The sequence below is a fragment of the Rhizobium giardinii bv. giardinii H152 genome (assembly GCF_000379605.1).
In the GTDB taxonomy this organism is placed as follows: domain Bacteria; phylum Pseudomonadota; class Alphaproteobacteria; order Rhizobiales; family Rhizobiaceae; genus Pararhizobium; species Pararhizobium giardinii.
The window spans coordinates 42,489-61,202 of record NZ_KB902635.1 but is presented as its reverse complement, the minus strand read 5'-3'; the positions used below and the strand labels follow the sequence as shown (position 1 = coordinate 61,202).

General features: G+C 62.2%; 20 protein-coding genes and 1 pseudogene. 12 read left to right on the top strand and 9 right to left on the bottom strand.

Translation table 11 applies throughout. From position 1 onward, the window contains the following. Positions 1-2: 2 nt before the first annotated feature. Entirely contained in the window at positions 3-2,684 is a 2,682-nt protein-coding gene (gene topA / locus A3AY_RS0112140; RefSeq protein WP_018325938.1) for a type I DNA topoisomerase, read from the bottom strand. A 346-nt stretch (positions 2,685-3,030) separates the two neighbouring features. Here topA and A3AY_RS0112130 point away from each other — a divergent pair, with 346 nt between their 5' ends. Further along, positions 3,031-3,288 carry a hypothetical protein gene (locus A3AY_RS0112130; RefSeq protein WP_018325936.1) on the top strand — a complete coding sequence of 86 codons (258 nt, stop codon included), beginning with the start codon at positions 3,031-3,033 and terminating at the stop codon, positions 3,286-3,288. On the opposite strand, the gene dprA is transcribed toward A3AY_RS0112130, so the two are convergent. The 4 genes from dprA to A3AY_RS0112110 form a co-directional block, all read right to left on the bottom strand. Continuing rightward, the gene (dprA, locus tag A3AY_RS0112125) at positions 3,217-4,368 is read right to left on the bottom strand and encodes a DNA-processing protein DprA (RefSeq protein ID WP_018325935.1); all 1,152 of its coding nucleotides are present in this window, start codon (positions 4,366-4,368) and stop codon (positions 3,217-3,219) included. The genes A3AY_RS0112130 and dprA overlap by 72 nt on opposite strands. Before the next feature lie 6 nt (positions 4,369-4,374). Next, a complete protein-coding gene (plsY, locus tag A3AY_RS0112120) occupies positions 4,375-4,989 on the bottom strand; it encodes a glycerol-3-phosphate 1-O-acyltransferase PlsY (protein WP_018325934.1) in 615 nt (204 codons plus the stop codon). 165 nt (positions 4,990-5,154) lie between these two features. Further along, positions 5,155-6,444, bottom strand: coding sequence for a dihydroorotase (locus tag A3AY_RS0112115; protein WP_018325933.1), 1,290 nt, complete (start codon positions 6,442-6,444; stop codon positions 5,155-5,157). Beyond that, on the bottom strand, positions 6,441-7,382 hold the full coding sequence (locus A3AY_RS0112110; protein ID WP_018325932.1) for an aspartate carbamoyltransferase catalytic subunit: 942 nt from the start codon (positions 7,380-7,382) through the stop codon (positions 6,441-6,443). Before A3AY_RS0112110 ends, A3AY_RS0112115 begins: the two co-directional genes overlap by 4 nt. 200 nt (positions 7,383-7,582) lie before the next feature. Between A3AY_RS0112110 and A3AY_RS0112105 the strand changes: the two genes are divergently transcribed. After that, positions 7,583-9,232, top strand: coding sequence for an acyl-CoA dehydrogenase family protein (locus tag A3AY_RS0112105; RefSeq protein ID WP_018325931.1), 1,650 nt, complete (start codon positions 7,583-7,585; stop codon positions 9,230-9,232). On the opposite strand, the gene A3AY_RS0112100 is transcribed toward A3AY_RS0112105, so the two are convergent. Next, positions 9,214-10,149: an AEC family transporter gene (locus A3AY_RS0112100; RefSeq protein ID WP_018325930.1), complete on the bottom strand. Its 936-nt coding sequence runs from the start codon at positions 10,147-10,149 to the stop codon at positions 9,214-9,216. The genes A3AY_RS0112105 and A3AY_RS0112100 overlap by 19 nt on opposite strands. A gap of 166 nt (positions 10,150-10,315) precedes the next feature. Between A3AY_RS0112100 and A3AY_RS39130 the strand changes: the two genes are divergently transcribed. Then, entirely contained in the window at positions 10,316-10,471 is a 156-nt protein-coding gene (locus A3AY_RS39130; RefSeq protein WP_154663284.1) for a hypothetical protein, read from the top strand. Further along, the gene (locus A3AY_RS0112090) at positions 10,468-10,812 is read left to right on the top strand and encodes a DUF6105 family protein (RefSeq protein WP_018325928.1); all 345 of its coding nucleotides are present in this window, start codon (positions 10,468-10,470) and stop codon (positions 10,810-10,812) included. Before A3AY_RS39130 ends, A3AY_RS0112090 begins: the two co-directional genes overlap by 4 nt. Here A3AY_RS0112090 and ruvX read toward each other — a convergent pair. After that, a complete protein-coding gene (gene ruvX, locus A3AY_RS0112085; RefSeq protein ID WP_018325927.1) occupies positions 10,749-11,243 on the bottom strand; it encodes a Holliday junction resolvase RuvX in 495 nt (164 codons plus the stop codon). The genes A3AY_RS0112090 and ruvX overlap by 64 nt on opposite strands. Before the next feature lie 82 nt (positions 11,244-11,325). On the opposite strand from ruvX, the gene A3AY_RS0112080 reads away from it, so the two are divergent. From A3AY_RS0112080 to A3AY_RS0112060, 5 genes are all read left to right on the top strand, one after another. Next, complete coding sequence (locus tag A3AY_RS0112080; protein ID WP_018325926.1) at positions 11,326-12,030, top strand: metal-dependent hydrolase; 705 nt, start codon at positions 11,326-11,328, stop codon at positions 12,028-12,030. A 115-nt stretch (positions 12,031-12,145) separates the two neighbouring features. Then, positions 12,146-12,433: an Asp-tRNA(Asn)/Glu-tRNA(Gln) amidotransferase subunit GatC gene (gatC, locus tag A3AY_RS0112075; protein ID WP_018325925.1), complete on the top strand. Its 288-nt coding sequence runs from the start codon at positions 12,146-12,148 to the stop codon at positions 12,431-12,433. Positions 12,434-12,477: 44 nt separating this feature from the next. Then, positions 12,478-13,959, top strand: coding sequence for an Asp-tRNA(Asn)/Glu-tRNA(Gln) amidotransferase subunit GatA (gene gatA / locus A3AY_RS0112070; RefSeq protein ID WP_018325924.1), 1,482 nt, complete (start codon positions 12,478-12,480; stop codon positions 13,957-13,959). A gap of 23 nt (positions 13,960-13,982) precedes the next feature. Further along, entirely contained in the window at positions 13,983-14,471 is a 489-nt protein-coding gene (locus tag A3AY_RS0112065; protein ID WP_018325923.1) for a GNAT family N-acetyltransferase, read from the top strand. A 31-nt stretch (positions 14,472-14,502) separates the two neighbouring features. Then, entirely contained in the window at positions 14,503-15,012 is a 510-nt protein-coding gene (locus A3AY_RS0112060; RefSeq protein WP_018325922.1) for a GNAT family N-acetyltransferase, read from the top strand. Between the two features lie 75 nt (positions 15,013-15,087). Here the strand turns inward: A3AY_RS0112060 and A3AY_RS35155 are convergent. Together A3AY_RS35155 and A3AY_RS0112050 are read right to left on the bottom strand one after the other, a co-directional pair. Then, positions 15,088-15,344: pseudogene (locus A3AY_RS35155) on the bottom strand (YjhX family toxin). A 248-nt stretch (positions 15,345-15,592) separates the two neighbouring features. Beyond that, positions 15,593-15,910, bottom strand: a complete 318-nt coding sequence (locus tag A3AY_RS0112050; protein WP_018325921.1) for a DUF1294 domain-containing protein — start codon at positions 15,908-15,910, stop codon at positions 15,593-15,595. 147 nt (positions 15,911-16,057) lie between these two features. Here A3AY_RS0112050 and gatB point away from each other — a divergent pair, with 147 nt between their 5' ends. From gatB to A3AY_RS0112035, 3 genes are all read left to right on the top strand, one after another. Then, positions 16,058-17,560, top strand: coding sequence for an Asp-tRNA(Asn)/Glu-tRNA(Gln) amidotransferase subunit GatB (gene gatB / locus A3AY_RS0112045; protein WP_018325920.1), 1,503 nt, complete (start codon positions 16,058-16,060; stop codon positions 17,558-17,560). Between the two features lie 3 nt (positions 17,561-17,563). Then, entirely contained in the window at positions 17,564-18,061 is a 498-nt protein-coding gene (locus tag A3AY_RS0112040) for a GNAT family N-acetyltransferase (protein ID WP_018325919.1), read from the top strand. Between the two features lie 152 nt (positions 18,062-18,213). Then, positions 18,214-18,609 carry an NADH:ubiquinone oxidoreductase subunit NDUFA12 gene (locus A3AY_RS0112035; RefSeq protein WP_026203367.1) on the top strand — a complete coding sequence of 132 codons (396 nt, stop codon included), beginning with the start codon at positions 18,214-18,216 and terminating at the stop codon, positions 18,607-18,609. Positions 18,610-18,714: the final 105 nt, after the last annotated feature.

Genomic DNA, 18,714 nt, shown 5'->3' with positions numbered 1-18,714 from the left:
GTTCAGGCCTTCTTGGCTTTGGCGGCCGTTTTCGGCTTGGCGGCCGCCTTGGGTTTGGCCACGGCTTTCGGCTTGGCGGTCTTGGCCGTCGTGCCTTCAGCCTTTGCTGCCTTTGGCTTTGCCGTTTTGGTTGCCTTCGCCTTGGTTGTCTTGATACCCCCCTTGGCGATGCGCTCGGCGATCAGGAGAAGCGCTTCCTCCAGCGTCACTGATGCGGGATCCTTGCCCTTAGGCAGCGTCGCGTTGACCTTGCCCCAGTTGACATAAGGGCCGTATTTGCCGTCGCGCACGGTGATGGCGCCGCCATCGGGATGGTCGCCGATCTCCTTCAGAGCCGCTGCTGCCGTGCGCCCGCGGCCGCCCGGTCCCTTCGACTGCTTGTCGGCGAGAACCGAGACGGCACGGTTGAGGCCGATCGAGAAGACGTCCTCGATCGTATCGACATTCGCATAGGTGCCGTCATGCAGGATGAATGGCCCATAGCGGCCAAGACCGGAGGAGATCATCTTTCCGGTCTCCGGATGGGCGCCGATGTCGCGCGGCAAGGAGAGAAGCGCCAGCGCCTTTTCGTGATCGACGGTCGCCGGCGTCCAGCCCTTGGGCAGGCTCGAGCGCTTGGCTTCCTTGCCGTCGCCACGCTGGACATACGGCCCGAAACGGCCGGACCGCAGCGTGATTTCCTCACCCGTATGCGGATCCTTGCCGAGTGCCAGCGGTTCGTTCGAGACGGCAGCCTCGTCGCCACCATTGCTATCGGAGGAGAGCTGGCGCGTGAAGTTGCACTCCGGATAATTCGAGCAGCCGACGAAAGCGCCGTATTTGCCGAGCTTCAGCGACAGCTTGCCGGTGCCGCAGACCTGGCAGATGCGCGGATCGCTGCCGTCCTCGCGCTTCGGGAAGACCAGCGGCGCCAGTTCCTCGTTCAGGGCGTCCAGAACATTGGTGACGCGAAGTTCCTTGGTGTCCTCGATCTGGGCGAAAAAGTCCTTCCAGAAATCGCGCAGGACATCCTTCCAGTTCAGCTCGCCGGCGGAAATCTGGTCGAGCTTTTCTTCCAGCGACGCGGTGAAATCATACTCGACGTAGCGCGAGAAGAAGCTCTCCAAAAAGGCCGTCACCAGGCGGCCCTTGGCTTCCGGGATGAGCTTGCGCTTGTCGATGGTCACGTATTCGCGGTCGCGCAGCGTCGCGAGCGTCGCGGCATAGGTGGAGGGACGGCCGATGCCGAGCTCTTCCATCTTCTTGATCAGCGAGGCTTCCGAATAGCGCGGCGGCGGCTCGGTGAAGTGCTGGGTCGAATTGATCTTCTGCTTGGCGAGGTTTTCGCGCGCATTGATTTCCGGGAGACGGCCATCCTCATCCCCGTCATCGCTCTGTTCACCGTCTTCCTTGGCGTCGGTATAGGCGGCAATAAAGCCGTCGAAGCGGATGACGGAGCCGACGGCCCGAAGACCGGCCTTCCGGCCGTTGTTGTCCGCGAGGATCTCGACCGTGGTGCGCTCGATCTCGGCCGACGCCATCTGGCTGGCGATGCCGCGTTTCCAGATCAGGTCATAGAGACGCAACTGGTCGGCATCAAGGAAACGCTTTACCTGGTCGGGTGTACGGTTGAAGTCGGTGGGACGCACCGCCTCGTGCGCTTCCTGGGCGTTCTTCGCCTTGGTCGAATAGAGCCTTGCCTTTTCCGGCACGTAGCGGCTGCCGAACTGGCTGCCGATCGCGCTGCGGGCTGCATCGATCGCTTCTGCGGCCATCTGCACGCCGTCGGTACGCATATACGTGATCAGACCGACGGTCTCGCCGCCGAGATCGACACCTTCATAGAGCTTCTGCGCCACCTGCATGGTGCGGGACGCGGAGAAGCCGAGCTTGGAGGATGCGGCCTGCTGCAAGGTCGAGGTGGTGAAGGGCGGCGAAGGGTTGCGCTTGACGGGCTTCGCCTCGGTGCTTTCGACCACGTAAGCCGCGCCTTCGAGCAGGGCCTTGAGCTTGCCGGCATCCTCGCCATTGGTAATGGAGCGGGGCTGCAGCCGCTTGCCTTCGGCCGATACCAGCCGTGCCTCGAATTCATCGCCCCGCGGCGTCTTCAGGAGCGCCGAGAGGTTCCAGTATTCTTCCGAAATGAAGCGCTCGATTTCGGATTCCCGATCGCAGACGAGGCGAAGGGCGACGGACTGGACGCGGCCGGCGGAACGGGCGCCCGGCAACTTGCGCCAGAGAACCGGCGACAGGTTGAAGCCGACGAGGTAATCGAGCGCACGGCGGGCGAGATACGCATCGACCAGCGGCACATCGATATCGCGCGGATTGGCCATGGCATCGAGCACCGCCTTCTTGGTGATGGCGTTGAAGACGACGCGGCTCACCGGCTTGTCGCCGATCAGCTTCTTCTTTTTCAGAAGATCGAGCACATGCCAGGAAATTGCTTCTCCCTCGCGATCCGGGTCGGTTGCCAGGATGAGGCCGTCCGAGTTCTTCAAGGCATCGCCGATGTCCTTGACCCGCTTGGCAGACGCACTGTCCACTTCCCACAGCATGGCGAAATCGTCATCCGGCAGAACGGAGCCATCCTTGGCCGGCAAGTCGCGGACGTGGCCAAACGAGGCGAGCACCTTGTAGCCAGGTCCGAGATACTTGTTGATGGTCTTCGCCTTTGCAGGCGATTCCACGACGACGACATTCATGGTCATTTTCTTAGAGCAACCGTTCAATGCTGTGCCTGCCGGGGAGAAGGCGGCACATTGGGAAATACCGAAGTCCCGACATGGACAGGGATTCGCCCGCGGTCAAGTGCCGGGTTGAAAATAGGCGATACAACGTCATGCAACCTAAAGACGATTTAATGCATATTGCAATTAGAGATAAATGCGTTATCGTCACTTCCGGCGAAGACGTCCTAGGCTGCAATGAGGGCGTGAGGAGCTCTCCGCTTCATGATACGGCGGTCGTTGGCACGCAAGGGACGGCGAAGGGCGCTCGCACCAAATGTGCCTGTTTGCGGGCGGAATAGATGCACAGCAGGAAAAATCGATGATTCCGAAATCGCCCGGCGCGGGTACGGCAGGCGCTCAAACACATGACAAGATCACTTATATCCGGCAGATGCTGGGCGAGCTGCGCGGCGTTGCTGCCAGTGAGGGTGCAGACATGTTGTGTTACCTGATCGAGATGGCCTGCGTCGAGGCCGGCGACATTCTGTCGGGCAAGCGGCAGCTGTCATTCGCCAATGGCGAAAGAAACAAGGCCGCCGGGATGCCGGTGAAGCCGCCCGGCAAGATCCAGTTCTAGCAGGACCAGATAGACGGCCGATGCGGAAAGGCCGGTGTGGCGGATGATGTCGTCAACCTCGACGGGCGTCGGGCCAAGCGCATCGGTAATCCGCAGACGATCGTTCTCATCGGGCGGCGGCGTCATCGGCCCGGGTTCGTATTCGCCGGGTTCTTCGGCCTGCGGCGGCGTGAACAGGTCGATGCGGCTGACGGGCGCCAGCGCTTGCAGGATATCCTGCGCCTCCGTCGTCACGATCGCCCCGTCCTTCAGCAGGCCGTTGGTGCCGTGACAGCGCGGATCGAGGGGCGAGCCTGGCACGGCAAAGACGAGCCGGCCGAAATCGGCGGCATAGCGCGCGGTGATCAGCGAACCGGAACGCGAGGCCGCCTCGATGACGGCAAGCCCGAGGCTGACGCCGGCGATCAGGCGGTTGCGGCGCGGGAAATCACGGGCGCGCGGTTCCCAGCCGAACGGCATTTCGCTGATCGCCAGGCCATTGCCTTCGGTGATCTCGTCCAGCAGGCCGATATTTTCGGGCGGGTAGGGCTGGTCGAGACCGCCGGCGAGCGCTGCGATCGTGCCTGTGTCGAGGCTGGCACGATGGGCCGCCGTATCGATGCCGCGCGCGAGCCCCGATATGATGGCGTAGCCTGCACGGCCGACGTCTCGCGCGATCATCGCGGCAAATTTGGTGCCGCTGATCGAGGCGTTGCGCGAGCCGACGATGCCGAGTGAGGGAACGGTGCCGATGGCCGGATTGCCCTTGACGGCGAGGAGGGGCGGTGCGCCGTCGATCTGGCGCATGGCCGGCGGATAGTCGGGCTCGCCGATGCCAAGGAAACGCGCGCCGAAACGATGGGCGCTGGCAAGCTCCTTTTCCGCTTCGGCCACGGTGGCGACGCGGATCGCACGCGTGGAACCGCCGCGGCGCGACAGTTCAGGCAGCATCTCAAGCGCCGTTTCGGCCGAGCCGAAGTGGTTGATGAGGTCGCGAAACGTCGCGGGGCCGACATTGTCGCTGCGGATCAGCCTCAGCCAGGCAATCCGTTGTCGTTCCGTCAGCGCAATCCCGTTTCGTCCCGCGCCGGCGTTCGACATGCAGCCCTATCCCTTCTGTCCGATCTTACTTTCCGTTCCGGCCAGCAACCGCTGAATATTTGCCCTGTGCTTGATCCAGGTGATGATGCTCATCACCACGAAGAGCAGGCCGATTTTCCCGTATCCCGAAACCAACAGTACAACCGGAACGACACATGTTGCAACCAGCGCCGAAAGGGAGGAGTAACGCGTCAGCTTCGCCATGGCGAGCCAGACGGCGGCGAAGACGAGCACGATGATCGGTGCCAGCCCGAGCAGCACGCCGATATAGGTGGCAATGCCCTTGCCGCCCTTGAAGCCTAGCCAGACGGGATAGAGATGGCCAAGGAATGCGGCAAAGCCGGCGGCGATGCCGGCCTCGATACCCCAGCGTGAGGCAATTGCCGCTGCGGCAGTTCCCTTCAGGGCGTCGAGCAGAAGCGTCGCCGCAGCCAGTTTCTTGTTGCCGGTGCGCAGCACATTGGTCGCGCCGATATTGCCGGAACCGATCGTGCGGACATCACCAAGGCCGGCCATGCGGGTGAGGATGAGGCCAAAGGGGATGGAGCCCAGCAGATAGCCGAAGATGAGGCTGATGAGCGTCGGCGCAGGCCCGAGCGGCCAAGAAAATATTTCGGACACGTACTGCCTCCCCAATCCCGTCCGGACGGACGTTTGCCCCTCACCACCCTGACCCTCTTCCCGCAAGCGGGGCGAGGGGACGCGGAGTTTGCCGCTTGTCCCTTCTCCCCGTTTACAGCGAGAAGGTGCCCGATAGGGCGGATGAGGGGCAACCCGCACGCTCACTTAAAGCGAATGCACCAGTTTTCCCGCAACATAGGTTTGAACCGCCCGGCCGGTAAAGCGGGCATTTTCGAAGGGTGTGTTTTTCGAACGGGAGACGATGGCGTCCTTGGAGACGATCCAGGGCTCGTCGAGATCGATCAGCGTGATATCGGCCTTGGCGCCCGGCTTCAGCGTTCCGGCGTCGAGGCCGAAGATCTGGGCGGGCCGCGTGGACAGGGCATCGATCAGGCGCATCAACGGCACGTCGCCGCTATGATAGAGGCGCAGGGCAGCAGCCAGCATGGTTTCCAGCCCGATCGCGCCGTCGGCGGCATCGGCGAAGGGGAGGCGCTTGGTATCGACGTCCTGCGGATCGTGCGATGAAACGATGATATCGATGGTGCCGTCGGCAAGCGCCTGGACCATCGCCACCCGGTCGTCTTCGCCGCGCAGGGGCGGCGAGAGCTTGAAGAAGGTGCGGTATTCGCCGATGTCGTTCTCGTTCAGCGTCAGGTGATTGATCGAGATGCCGCAGGTGACGTTCGCCCCGCGCTTGCGCGCCGTCGCAATTGCCTCGGCGGATTCGGGCAGGGAAATCTTGGCGGCGTGATAGGCGGCGCGGGTGAGGCCAGCGATGCGCAGATCGCGCTCGAGCGGGATGATCTCGGCCTCGCGCGGCACGCCGGAGAGGCCGAGCCAGCTTGCGAGCAGGCCCTCATTCATGACGCCGCCGGCGCCCAAGTATTTGTCGCGGGTCTCGAGCGCGATGACGGCGCCGAATTCGCGGGCATAGGTCATGGCGCGACGCAGGACGAGCGTGTCGTGCACCGGCTCGCGGCCATTGGTGAAGCAGACGGCGCCGGCTTCGCGCAGCAGGCCGAATTCGGTCATTTCCTCGCCGTCGAGATGCTTGGTGAGCGCCGCTGCGGGATAAACATGGACGACCGCCTTGTCGCGCGCGGTCTTTTGCACGAATTCGACCAGGGCGATATCGTCGATGACAGGATCGGTATCCGGCATGGTGATGATCGAGGTGACACCGCCGGCGGCGGCCGCCCGTGATGCGGATTCGATCGTTTCGCGATACTCGCCGCCGGGTTCGCCGACGAAGACGCGGGCATCGACAAGGCCGGGGACCGCGACGAGGCCGCTGCAATCGCGCACGTCAGCTCCCTTCGGAGCGCTCTGGTTCTCCGCTGATTTTCCAGCAGCACGGATGATGCCGTTTTCGACGATGATCGCGCCGGTCTCGTCGAGGCCCCGCGAAGGGTCGATGATGCGGAGGTTTTTCAGGACGAGGGAATTGGTCATGCGCGCGGCCCCTGGTTCTGCGAGAGAAGAAGCGTTTCCATCACGGCCATGCGCACGGCGACCCCCATTTCGACCTGCTGCTCGATGACGCTCTGTGGTCCATCGGCAACCTCGGAGGCGATCTCGACGCCGCGGTTCATCGGGCCCGGATGCATGACGAGCGCATCGTCCTTGGCGGCCTTCAGCTTTTCGGCATCGAGCCCGTAGTAGCGGAAATACTCGCGCACCGAGGGCACGAAGGAGCCTGCCATGCGCTCGCGCTGCAGACGCAGCATCATCACCACATCGGCGTCCTTCAGCCCTTCTTCCATAGAGTGATAGACCTCGGCGCCCATATCGGCGATCCCCGAAGGCAGCAGCGTGGCAGGTGCCACGACGCGAACGCGCGCGCCCATCTGGTTCAGAAGCAGGATGTTGGAGCGAGCGACGCGCGAATGCAGCACGTCGCCACAGATGGCGACGATGATGCGCGACAGCTTGCCCTTGGCACGGCGGATCGTCAGCGCGTCGAGCAGTGCCTGGGTCGGATGCTCATGCTGGCCGTCGCCGGCGTTGACGACGGAGCAGGAGACCTTTTGCGCAAGGAGCGCTGCGGCACCGGCCGAGGAATGGCGCACGACCAGCACGTCAGGATGCATCGCGTTCAGCGTCATCGCCGTATCGATCAGCGTCTCGCCCTTCTTCACCGACGAATTGCTGACCGACATGTTCATCACGTCGGCGCCGAGGCGTTTGCCGGCAAGCTCGAAGGAGGATTGCGTCCGGGTCGAGGCTTCGAAAAAGAGGTTGATCTGCGTCAGGCCACGCAGCGTCGACGTCTTCTTTTCTCTCTGGCGGGAAATCTTGACGGCTTCGTCGGCCCGGTCGAGCAGGAGCGTGATGTCCTGTTCCGTCAGGCCCTTGATGCCGAGCAGGTGGCGATGCGGAAAGAAATCCATGGGGAGCCGCCTCTTATATTGAAGTTGCGTGGGTCTATAATGACTGTAGGGCGAACCGGCAAGGCGCGGGCTGTGCAAACAGCGGCCGTTCCCATGCTTTTGTGGCCGTTTGCGCGCTTCCCGTAAATTGTTGCGGGAAGCCGCGTTTATCCCGTCCCGGTGCTGTTCCTAAGCACAGGGACTTGGGTTAGAAACGCGACATGACTCTGAACCGAAATGAACAGAAACTCGCCGAACTGAACCAGCCGAAGCCCTGGTCGGGGATCAATGCCTTCAGGTCCGATCCGCTCGTGGTCGACATCGCCGCGTCGATGCCGCGGCCCCTGCGCGACGACTTCGAGGCGCTCGGCCGCTATGTGACATCGCCGGAGGCGCAGGACCTGGCGCGTATGGCCAACGAGGGCGTGCCGAAGCTGCGCACCCATGGCCCGCGCGGCGAACGTCTCGACGTCGTTGAATTCCACCCCGCCTGGCACGCGCTGATGCGCCGGTCGATGACATCAGGCCTGCACGCCTCGGCCTGGGAAAACATCGCGGACGAGCACGGGCGCTCGCACAAGGCGCGCGCCATCCGCTTCTATCTGACGGCGCAGCTCGAATGCGGCCATCTCTGCCCGCTGACCATGACCAGCGCCTCCGTGGCGGCGATATCCGCGTCGCCGGCCGTCCAGAAGGAATGGGCGCCAAAAATCCTGTCGCGGAAATATGATTCGTCCAACCGCCCCTGGATGCAGAAGTCGTCGGTGACCATCGGCATGGGCATGACGGAAAAGCAGGGGGGCACGGATGTGCGCGCCAATACCTCGACGGCCGAGCGGGTCGGTGAGGGCATCTATCGCTTGAACGGCCATAAATGGTTCATGTCGGCGCCGATGAGCGATGCGTTCGTGATGCTGGCGCAGACACGTGACGGCCTGGGCTGCTTCCTTGTGCCGCGTCTGCTGGAGGATGGATCCGCGAACGGCTTGCGCTTCCAGCGGCTGAAGGACAAGCTCGGTAACCGGTCGAACGCCTCGTCGGAGGTCGAATTCTCCGATACGTTCGGCTTCGTGCTCGGCACGCCCGATGCGGGCATCCGCACGATACTCGACATGGTGACGCTGACGCGGCTCGACTGTGCCTTGGCGTCGGCCGGCATGATGCGAGCCTCGCTGGCTGAGGCCGTGCATCACGTGCGTGGGCGCAAGGTGTCCGGCAAGGCGTTGGTCGCGCAGCCGATGATGACACGGGTTCTGGCCGACATGGCGCTCGACGTCGCCGCGGCAAGCGCACTTTCCTTCCGGCTCGCCGAAGCCTTCGACAAGGCGCGCGACAGTGCCGAGGACGCCGCCTATGCGCGGATCATGACGCCGGTTGCCAAATATTGGAGCTGCAAGATCGCGCCGGCGCTGATCTACGAGGCGATGGAATGTTTGGGCGGCAGCGGCTACGTCGAGGAACGCCCGATCGCCCGGCATTATCGCGAGGCGCCGGTCAATGCGATCTGGGAAGGCTCGGGCAATGTCATGGCGCTCGACGTGCTCAGGGTGTTGACGCGCGGCAAGGATCTGTTCGAACTGCTGTTCCAGGTGATCAGCCGCGATCTCGGTCCGTCTGCCAAGAAGACGGTCGATGTGCTCAGGGCCGCGATGTCGCTTTGCGAGCGCGACGAGGGCGCGGCGCGCATGCTGGTCGAGCAGCTGGCGCTTGCCGCTGCAGCTGCCGAACTTTACCGGCTCGGGGCAGGGCGCATTGCCGATGCCTTCCTCGAATCCAGGCTCGCTGCGGGCTGGCGCTCGACCTATGGGATGCTCGATTCGCGCTTCGATTCCGCCTATATCGTCGATCTGCTTTATCCGGCTGCGACATAGCCGGTCACGGTCAGCACCAGCGGGATGGTGAAGAACGAGACGACCGTCTGCACGGTGGCGACAGCCGCATAGAGCGGCGCGTCGCCGCCCATCTGCTTGGCGAGCAGATAGCCGTTCATTGCCGTCGGCACACTGGCTCCAAGCGCGATCACCAGCAGGCTGTCGCCGCGAATGCCGAGAACATAGGCCGTGCCGACCATGAAGACCGGCATGACGATCAATTTTAGAAATACGGCGAGAAGGGCGACAAGGCTCGGCCGCAGCGCGTCCGAAACCTTGAGGCCTGCACCGACCATGACGAGGCCAAGGCTGAGGGACGCGCCGGCCAGCATCTCGATGGCGTTCAGCACCGGTCCGTAGACCGCAATCCCCAGAATATTCAGCACGATGCCGAGCGCCGAGGCGACGATCAGCGGATTGGTGGCGATCTTGAAGGCGAAGAACCTAAGCCCCTTCGGCCCCCCGTTGAAACCGATGAGAACGCCGACATTGTAGAGATTGATCGGGATGATCACCAGCGTCATCACCAGCGCGGTCAGGCTGAGGCCGAGCGGCCCGTAGAGCTTCTGCGCGATGGCGAGCGCCATGAAGCCGTTCCAGCGTGTCGCCGTCTGGAAGATTGAGGTGAAGGCGGCGGCTGATACGTGGCGGGCACGAAGCATCGGCCAGAGCAACAGCAGCGCGGCCGACATCAGCGTGACGCTGCCGATCGTCGCCAGCGCCGTTGCATCCGTCTTCATTCCGGCGAAATCGGCGGTTGCCAGCGTCGAAAACAGTAGGGCGGGGAACAGGACGTAGTAGCCGAGCTGCTCCAGCCCCTCCCAGAGCGTCAGGTCGATCAGCGGCGAGTGTTTCAGCCAGACGCCCAGCGAGACGAGCAGGAAAATCGGCAGGATGCTTTCGAAGATGATTGTCATTGGGGGCCTGAAGGAGGGAGAAATGCATCGATAGACCCTTGTCCACAGGAGGGCAACCGCGGCACGCGGAAATTAACCTTAACGGATGGTTTACGTTGCGTGGGAGGGGTTAAGGGGCAAGAGTGGTTTGCGAAGACAAACTTAGATTCCGGAATGGAGCGGTTCGGTGAGAACTGGCTTGACGATCATCATGATGATGTTTTTTGCGAGCCTCGCGCTCGATCTGACGATACCCGCCGTCATTCTGGTCGGCGCCATGGCGCTCGATTGGGCATCCTTGCAGCTCAAGCGCCGCATGATGATCGAGAGGAGAGCGGCATGAAGTGGTTCCTGATCCTCTGGGCCTGCCCCGTCATCCTGCTCACCGGCTGGTACGGCCTTTCCTATTACGACATGAGCTTCGGCATCTTCATGCTGACCCGTCAGGGGCATGATCTCGTCTTTGCCGTCTATGGCCACGCGCTCGGCCTTCCGCCGGAAACCATCCCGCCGCTCGTCGCCCGCGCCATCGCGTTCGACAGTCTGATCGTGTTTGCGATCATCGCTTTGCGCAAACGCCGCCAGATTCGCGCCTGGTACAACAGCCGCTTTCCGGCAGTTCAATCCGCCGAATCCGGGGCCGCGTCCTTCGCCAACGACGTCAATCTGTCGAGCGCGCCCTGAAGGATGAAGGAGGCGGCGGCCGAATCGATCCGGTCGGCCCGCTTCTTTCGGGAAACGTCCATCTCGATCAACACCCGTTCCGCCGCAACCGTCGAAAGCCGCTCGTCCCAATAGACAAAGGGGATGTCGGTCTTCTGCGCCATGTTGCGCACGAAGGCCCTGGTCGCCTGGGCGCGCGGACCTTCGGAACCATCCATGTTGATCGGCAGGCCGATGACGAAGGCGGCGATCTTTTCCTTGGCCGCCATGACGAGCAGCGCTTCGGCGTCGATGCCGAACTTCACCCGCTTGATCACCTCGCGTGGCGTCGCAAAGCGACGGCCGAGATCGGAGACCGAAATGCCGATGGTCTTGGTGCCGAGGTCGAGGCCGCCGATCGCCTGGCCGGGCAGGAGGGCGGATGCGAGTTCGTCGATCGTGAGAACAGCCATGTGTTTTGCCGATTCGGTCTTTAAGGATCTAGTCGGCTGATCCATATCTGCATCCAGCCGACAAATCACCAAGGAGTATTTCATGAAGATCAAATGGCTCGGGCATTCCGCCTTTCATCTGGAGACCGCCAAGGCAAGAATCCTGATCGATCCGTTCTTCACCGGTAATCCGTCCTTCGACGAATCGACGCGTAAGGATTCCGCCGCTGGACTGACCCACATCCTCCTGACCCACGGCCATGGCGACCACGTCGGCGATACGATCGCGCTTGCCAAGGAAACCGGTGCAACCGTCGTCGCCAACGCCGATCTTGCGGCCTGGCTCGGTTCGCGCGGCGTCAAGGCGCTCGAAATGGGCAATACCGGCGGTACCATCCACCTCGATGGCTTCTCGACCACTTTCGTCAACGCGCTGCATTCGTCGGCGCAGATCACCGAGGACGGGGTGTCGCATTCGCTTGGCAACTCCAACGGGCTGGTGTTGCATTTCGAAGATGAGCCGACGCTCTACCACATGGGTGACACCGACATCTTTTCAGACATGGCGCTCATCAACGAATTGCACCAGCCTGAAATCGGCCTCGTGCCGATCGGCGATCGCTTCACCATGGGCGGTGCCGTCGCCGCGCTCGCCTGCCAGCGCTTCTTCAAGTTCGGCACGGCCATCCCCTGCCACTACGGCTCGTTCGGCATCATCGACCAGACGGCCGATACGTTCGTTGCGGCCATGGACGGTGGCAAGGCGAAGGTCGAGGTTCCTGCCGTCGGCGGCATCGTCTCGTTCTGACCTCTTCCACCCTGCGGAAATGCTCGACGAGGTACGCAACGGGGCGATTCCCCCGTTGCGTGGCCGGTGCTTGGTCATTATAGCGGGTAGGAAATTTCGCACTCGGAGAATATCCATGTCAGTTGATCTCGCCACCGTGAAGCGCGTCGCGCGCCTTGCCCGCATTGCCGTCAGCGAAGAGGATGCTGAGCGCATGACCGGCGAGCTGAACGGTATACTCGGTTTTGTCGAGCAGCTCTCCGAGGTGAACGTCGATGGCGTCGAACCGATGACCTCGGTGATGCCGATGGAGATGAAGATGCGTGCGGACGTGGTGACCGACGGCAACAAGGCCGAGGATATCGTTGCCAATGCGCCGAACGAGGACCGGAATTTCTTCCTCGTCCCGAAAGTCGTCGAATAAGCTTGTCGCCGCCGCCCGAACGCCCCCGATTTTGAAAGCCTGCCATGACCGACCTGACCCGCCTGACCATTGCTGAAGCGCGCACCAAACTCGCCGCCAAGGACATTACCGCTGTCGAACTGACGGAAGCCTATATCGGCGCGATCGAGGCGGCCAATGGCGCGCTCAATGCCTATGTCACGGTAACGCCGGACAAGGCGCGCGAGATGGCCAGGGCGTCGGATGCCCGCATCGCTGCCGGCAAGGCTGGTGCGCTCGAAGGCATCCCGCTCGGCATCAAGGACCTGTTCGGCACCGAAGGCATCCACACGCAGGCCTGCAGCCATATCCTCGACGGCTTCAAGCCGCGCTATGAATCCACCGTTACCCAGAACCTCTGGAACGACGGCGCCGTCATGCTCGGCAAGCTCAACATGGACGAATTCGCCATGGGCTCGTCTAACGAGTCATCCTACTACGGTCCGGTGATAAACCCGTGGAAGGCCAAGGGCTCGAACCTCGATCTGGTTCCCGGCGGCTCGTCGGGCGGTTCGGCCGCGGCTGTCGCGGCATTCCTCTGCGCCGGCGCGACTGCGACCGATACCGGCGGCTCGATCCGCCAGCCGGCCGCCTTCACCGGTACCGTCGGCATCAAGCCGACCTATGGCCGGTGCTCGCGCTGGGGCATTGTCGCTTTCGCGTCGTCGCTCGATCAGGCCGGTCCGATCGCCCGCGACGTGCGCGATGCGGCGATCTTGCTCAAGTCGATGGCAAGCGTCGATCCGAAGGACACGACTTCGGTCGATCTGCCGGTGCCGGACTACGAAGCCTCGCTCGGCCAGTCGCTCAAGGGCATGAAGATCGGCATTCCGAAGGAATACCGGGTCGACGGCATGCCGGAGGAGATCGAGACGCTCTGGCAGCAGGGTATCGCCTGGCTGAAGGACGCCGGTGCCGAGATCGTCGATATCAGCCTGCCGCATACCAAATACGCGCTGCCGGCTTATTACATCGTCGCCCCTGCCGAGGCCTCGTCCAACCTTGCCCGCTACGACGGTGTTCGCTACGGCCTGCGCGTCGACGGCAAGGATATCGCCGACATGTACGAGAAGACCCGCGCCGCCGGTTTCGGCCAGGAGGTCAAGCGCCGGATCATGATCGGCACCTACGTGCTGTCGGCCGGCTACTACGACGCCTACTATCTGCAGGCCCAGAAGGTCCGCACGCTGATCAAGCGCGACTTCGAACTGGCCTTCCACGCCGGCGTCGATGCGATCCTGACGCCCGCGACGCCATCCTCCGCCTTCGGCATCGCCGACGAGGATCTGGCCTCCGATCCGGTGAAGATGTACCTGAACGACATCTTCACGGTGACGGTGAACATGGCCGGCCTTCCGGGCATTGCCGTCCCCGCCGGCCTCGATCACAAGGGCCTGCCGCTCGGTCTGCAATTGATCGGCAAGCCGTTCGAGGAAGAAACCCTGTTCAAGACGGCGCATGTCATCGAGCAGGCGGCCGGTAAATTCTCGCCCGCCAAGTGGTGGTAAAATCCGGTTTCCGTCTTCGTGACATGGCTGTCTCGGATGCCGAGGCGGTTGCGCGGATAGGATTTGAGGCGTGGAAGTCGAACCGCGTCCACCAGAGCTGGTACGCTGAGGATATCGAAACGCGCGTTGAAGAAAGCTTCTTGACGTTTGCCAGAAGGCCGGATGCGGAAGTTGTCGTCGCCTTCACGGCAGGCGAAATTGTCGGTTGGGGAGCCCGCGACAGTCGCGAGCACCCCGGCGACTGGGCACGTGGCTGGGACTACATCTCGGATATCTGGGTTGCGCCGCACTGGCAGGGCAAGGGCGTCGGCTCGGCGCTGATTGGCGAGTTTCTCGTCAGGATGCGCCTTGAAACTTTGGGCGTCGCGAGCATCGAAGCCGATGCAGCCAACGAGGCGGCTCTGTCTCTTTACAAAAGACGGGGTTTTACGGAGATCTGGCGAGGCACGGATTTTTCTCCGTCGCTGGGATTGAATCAGGCCAAGGTACGTCTGGAAAAAGCGTTGCCGTGATGCTCTATTTGCGGCGGAAAGGACACGTCGCATGATGATCGTCCGCCTTGCGCGCGAAGATGAAGTTCCAGCCCTTGCGGCGATCGGCCTCGAAGCCTGGGAGAAGGCCGTCTCGGGCGTTGCCGATGCACCAGCGATGCGCCACGTGGCGGAAGTGGCGTTTCTCTCCTTTCTGCGATCGAAGTGGTTTTCGGTCAGCGTCATCGAGCTCGACGGCGAAGCCGCCGGCTGGGCAGCGCGTGAAGACAATGACGGCCATGTCTCCGATCTCTGGATAAGGCCCGCGGCGCAACGCGCCGGCCTTGGCTCCATCCTGCTTGCCGAACTGGAGCGCCGAATCCTCGTCGAAGGGTTCGAGGCGGCAGTCATCAGGACCCATTCGCAAAATGCCCCCGCAATCAGCTTCTTCCGCAAGCACGGATATTCGATCAGCTGGCTTTCGACGACCTATGCGCCAAAACTCGACAGGGACATCGAGTCGGTCGGGATGAGCAAATCGCTGGAAGAGCCTGCTGCTCAATCGGGCCAGCAGTGGTTTTGAGCTGGACGGCGGCGTATCATCGCCGTGTTTTGAGATCCGACGAGAACGGCAATTCGCTCTCGCCGGTATGTCCTGTCACCGGTTGTTCAACTGCGCGCGCACGAGTACGAGGCCGCGTTGGGTGATCCGGTAGGGCTTGCCGCCCGATGATGAGATTGCCTTCTTTCGCTTCAGCTTGCGAAACATTTTCAGGCCGAAACCCGGGTAAAGCCAACCGTCGCGGGTGAAGCATCGGGCTTCTTCGATCGACTTGCGTCCGAGCGGATGATTTCGATGCGGCCGCCCTGGGCCATGAGGTGAAGTATACGCTGTTCGTCGCGTGAAATGTCCATTGATGATGAGATCCGAAAGGCGTTCGTTGAACGCATGAAAACGGGTCTGGCGTTCAGTCGAACGCCAGGGCTTCGTTTTCCGGCCCGTGCACGCAAAGAAATTTGCGGGCAGGGCCCTCAGGCAATCTCAAACAGGGAGAACATCAAAACTCCATAAGGACGGCCGCATTTTTAAGCGAAAGACGCCAACGTCGTCAAGAATGCGCGGCTTCGATGCCAAAAGGTTTCCCGCTTGCCGTGGCTGGTGGTCAGTGAGCGAAGGAGAGTGCGGCAAGCGCTATCGGTGCCCACAGCGGTGCGGAAAACCATACGGCGAGGGCAACAGCGTGCATCGCGCAGATGAGCATCAGCTGCGTCCGAAAAGGCTCCTTGCGCGTCTTGTGACGCAAGAACCGCTGGGCCAAGACGGCGCCCGGGCTGCCGCCGATCAGCGCGAGCCAGAGCAGCCGGCTTTCAGGCACGCGCCATTGCCCCTTGCGCGCGGCGTCCTTGTCCCACCAGAAGGCGCCGAAGGTAAGGGCATTGATCAAAAGGATGAGGAGGACTGCGGTCAGGTTTTCTGTCATGGCCTCATTCTGGCAGGCATATCTGAACGGACTACGAACGCTTCTGCGGGACCGGAATACGCTACGCCCGATGTGACAAGCCTTGCACCCCCCAGTCAATTGTTCTACCCAGAGAAACACGATTTTAAGCTTACAGAAGAGCCTTCCATGACCCTTGTCGATGTCCGCATTTCCGATCCGAAACGCTATATTCCGGGCGCCACCGGCGATTGGGAAATCATCGTCGGCATGGAAGTCCATGCCCAGGTGACCAGCAATTCGAAGCTTTTCTCGGGTGCGTCGACGACTTTCGGCAATGCGCCGAACTCCAACGTTTCGCTGGTTGATGCCGCCATGCCCGGCATGCTGCCGGTGATCAACGAGGAATGCGTCCGCCAGGCGGTGCGCACCGGTCTTGGCCTCAAGGCGAAGATCAACAAGCGCTCGATCTTCGACCGCAAGAACTATTTCTATCCGGACCTGCCGCAGGGCTATCAGATTTCCCAGTTCAAGGACCCGATCGTCGGCGAGGGCAAGATCATCATTTCCGTCGGCCCGGACCGCCAGGGCCAGTTCGAGGATGTCGAGGTCGGCATCGAGCGGCTGCATCTCGAGCAGGATGCCGGCAAGTCGATGCACGACCAGAACCCGACTATGTCCTATGTCGACCTCAACCGCTCCGGCGTGGCGCTGATGGAAATCGTTTCCAAGCCCGACATGCGCTCCTCCGACGAGGCCAAGGCCTACATGACCAAGCTGCGCTCGATCGTGCGCTATCTCGGCACCTGCGACGGCAACATGGACGAGGGCTCGATGCGCGCCGACGTCAACGTCTCGGTGCGCCGCCCGGGCGAGGGGTTCGGCACGCGCTGCGAGATCAAGAACGTCAACTCGATCCGCTTCATCGGCCAGGCGATCGAATACGAAGCCCGCCGCCAGATCGCCATCCTCGAGGACGGCGGCACGATCGATCAGGAAACCCGCCTGTTCGATCCGAACAAGGGCGAGACCCGCTCCATGCGCTCCAAGGAAGACGCGCATGACTACCGCTATTTCCCCGATCCGGACCTTCTGCCGCTGGAGTTCGACGACGCCTTCATCGAGGACCTGAAGGCGCATCTGCCGGAACTGCCGGATGATAAGAAAGAGCGTTTCGTGCGCGAACTCGGCCTGTCGGTCTACGACGCCTCCGTGCTGGTTTCGGAAAAGGCGATCGCCGACTATTTCGAGGCAGTTGCCGCCAGCCGTGACGGCAAGATTGCCGCCAACTGGGTGATCAACGACCTGCTAGGCGCCTTGAACAAAGCCGGCAAAGGCATTGAAGAGACACCGGTTTCTCCCGCTCAGCTCGGGGCGATCCTTGACCTCATCAAATCGGAAGTGATCTCCGGCAAGATCGCCAAGGACCTGTTCGAAATCGTCTGGAATGAGGGCGGCGATCCGGCCGAACTGGTCGAATCCCGCGGCATGAAGCAGGTGACCGACACCGGCGCGATCGAGAAAGCCGTGGACGAGATCATTGCCGCCAACCCCGACCAGGTCGCCAAGGTGCAGGCGAAGCCCTCGCTTGCCGGCTGGTTCGTCGGACAGGTTATGAAGGCAACCGGCGGCAAGGCCAATCCGCAGGCCGTGCAGGCCCTCGTCAAGGCCAAGCTCGGGCTTGAGGACTAAGCGGTGTTCTTTGTCCGCACCGCGTCGGAGCGCGATCTTGCCAAGGTGAGCGCGCTTCTGGGCGAAACATGGCACGCGACCTATGACGCGCTTTATGGTGCGGAAAAGGTCGCTGAACTGACGGCGAAGTGGCATTCTGTGCCGGCGCTGAAGGCGCGGCTTGCCCGCAAGAATGCGGAATTCCTGGTGGCGGACAACGGCAAGGACATCGGCGGCATGGCGTATGCCGCGATGTCCGAAACCTTGAAGAAGGGCGCCGTCCTGCATCAGCTCTATGTTCTGCCGAAGTTCCAGCGGCAGGGCATCGGCCGCGATATGTTCGCCGAGCTCGAAACCTGCTTTCCCGATGCCGAGTTCATGCAGCTCGAAGTGGAGCCGGAAAATCACGCGGCCGTGGCCTTCTATGAAGCGCATGGTTTCGTGAAAATCGGCGAGACGGCCAATTGCGGCGACGGCCAGTCGGGCATCCCGGCGATCATCATGGAAAAGCCGCTCGGCTGACAGCGCGCAGATGTTGTTCTGTGTCGATGTGAGGCGTCGTTTTTCGCTGCGGCAACGGAATCACTGGACATCGAGCAGGCTGCGCGGCATAAGCGGATCAGCACTCTAGGATATCCCGCGCCGTTGTTTTGGCGCGGTCAAGGACGGACATCATGAAGTCTCTGCTGCAGATTTTTACCTGGTGGAATGGACAGACGATCGGCACGCGTTTTCATACCTGGCGCTTCGGCAAGCGGGTCGGTGAAGATGCGGCAGGTAACGTCTATTATGAGGGCGGCAAGGATTCCGAAGGTCGCACCCGCCGCTGGGTGATCTATAACGGCTATGCCGAGGCTTCCGCCATTCCCCCGGGCTGGCATGGCTGGATGCATCACCGCACCGATGTTTCGCCTGCCGACGAAAACTACAAGCCGCGTGAATGGCAGAAGCCGCATCGCGTGAACGCCACCGGTACGGCCGACGCCTATCGTCCCCAGGGCTCGATCAGCCATAACGGCGAGCGTCCGCGGGTAACCGGCGATTATGACGCCTGGACGCCCCGGTCCTGAGCCGAATCTGAAGGCGGGACTTTCCTGGCTTTCGATTGCACCCGAGGCACCATGCCTCGGCCACATTTCATGTTTAGCGCCTGATACCCGGTACTTTGATCGGGA

Coding starts and splice junctions, on each gene's coding strand:
- A3AY_RS0112080 (WP_018325926.1), top strand. CDS start 11,326: ATGAAGATCAAATGGCTCGGGCATTCCGCCTTTCATCTGGAGACCGCC.
- gatB (WP_018325920.1), top strand. CDS start 16,058: ATGACCCTTGTCGATGTCCGCATTTCCGATCCGAAACGCTATATTCCG.
- dprA (WP_018325935.1), bottom strand. CDS start 4,368: ATGTCGAACGCCGGCGCGGGACGAAACGGGATTGCGCTGACGGAACGA.
- gatC (WP_018325925.1), top strand. CDS start 12,146: ATGTCAGTTGATCTCGCCACCGTGAAGCGCGTCGCGCGCCTTGCCCGC.
- A3AY_RS0112100 (WP_018325930.1), bottom strand. CDS start 10,149: ATGACAATCATCTTCGAAAGCATCCTGCCGATTTTCCTGCTCGTCTCG.
- gatA (WP_018325924.1), top strand. CDS start 12,478: ATGACCGACCTGACCCGCCTGACCATTGCTGAAGCGCGCACCAAACTC.
- A3AY_RS0112050 (WP_018325921.1), bottom strand. CDS start 15,910: ATGACAGAAAACCTGACCGCAGTCCTCCTCATCCTTTTGATCAATGCC.
- ruvX (WP_018325927.1), bottom strand. CDS start 11,243: ATGGCTGTTCTCACGATCGACGAACTCGCATCCGCCCTCCTGCCCGGC.
- A3AY_RS0112105 (WP_018325931.1), top strand. CDS start 7,583: ATGACTCTGAACCGAAATGAACAGAAACTCGCCGAACTGAACCAGCCG.
- A3AY_RS0112060 (WP_018325922.1), top strand. CDS start 14,503: ATGATGATCGTCCGCCTTGCGCGCGAAGATGAAGTTCCAGCCCTTGCG.
- A3AY_RS0112130 (WP_018325936.1), top strand. CDS start 3,031: ATGATTCCGAAATCGCCCGGCGCGGGTACGGCAGGCGCTCAAACACAT.
- A3AY_RS0112090 (WP_018325928.1), top strand. CDS start 10,468: ATGAAGTGGTTCCTGATCCTCTGGGCCTGCCCCGTCATCCTGCTCACC.
- A3AY_RS0112110 (WP_018325932.1), bottom strand. CDS start 7,382: ATGGATTTCTTTCCGCATCGCCACCTGCTCGGCATCAAGGGCCTGACG.
- A3AY_RS0112065 (WP_018325923.1), top strand. CDS start 13,983: ATGGCTGTCTCGGATGCCGAGGCGGTTGCGCGGATAGGATTTGAGGCG.
- A3AY_RS0112115 (WP_018325933.1), bottom strand. CDS start 6,444: ATGACCAATTCCCTCGTCCTGAAAAACCTCCGCATCATCGACCCTTCG.
- topA (WP_018325938.1), bottom strand. CDS start 2,684: ATGAATGTCGTCGTCGTGGAATCGCCTGCAAAGGCGAAGACCATCAAC.
- A3AY_RS0112035 (WP_026203367.1), top strand. CDS start 18,214: ATGAAGTCTCTGCTGCAGATTTTTACCTGGTGGAATGGACAGACGATC.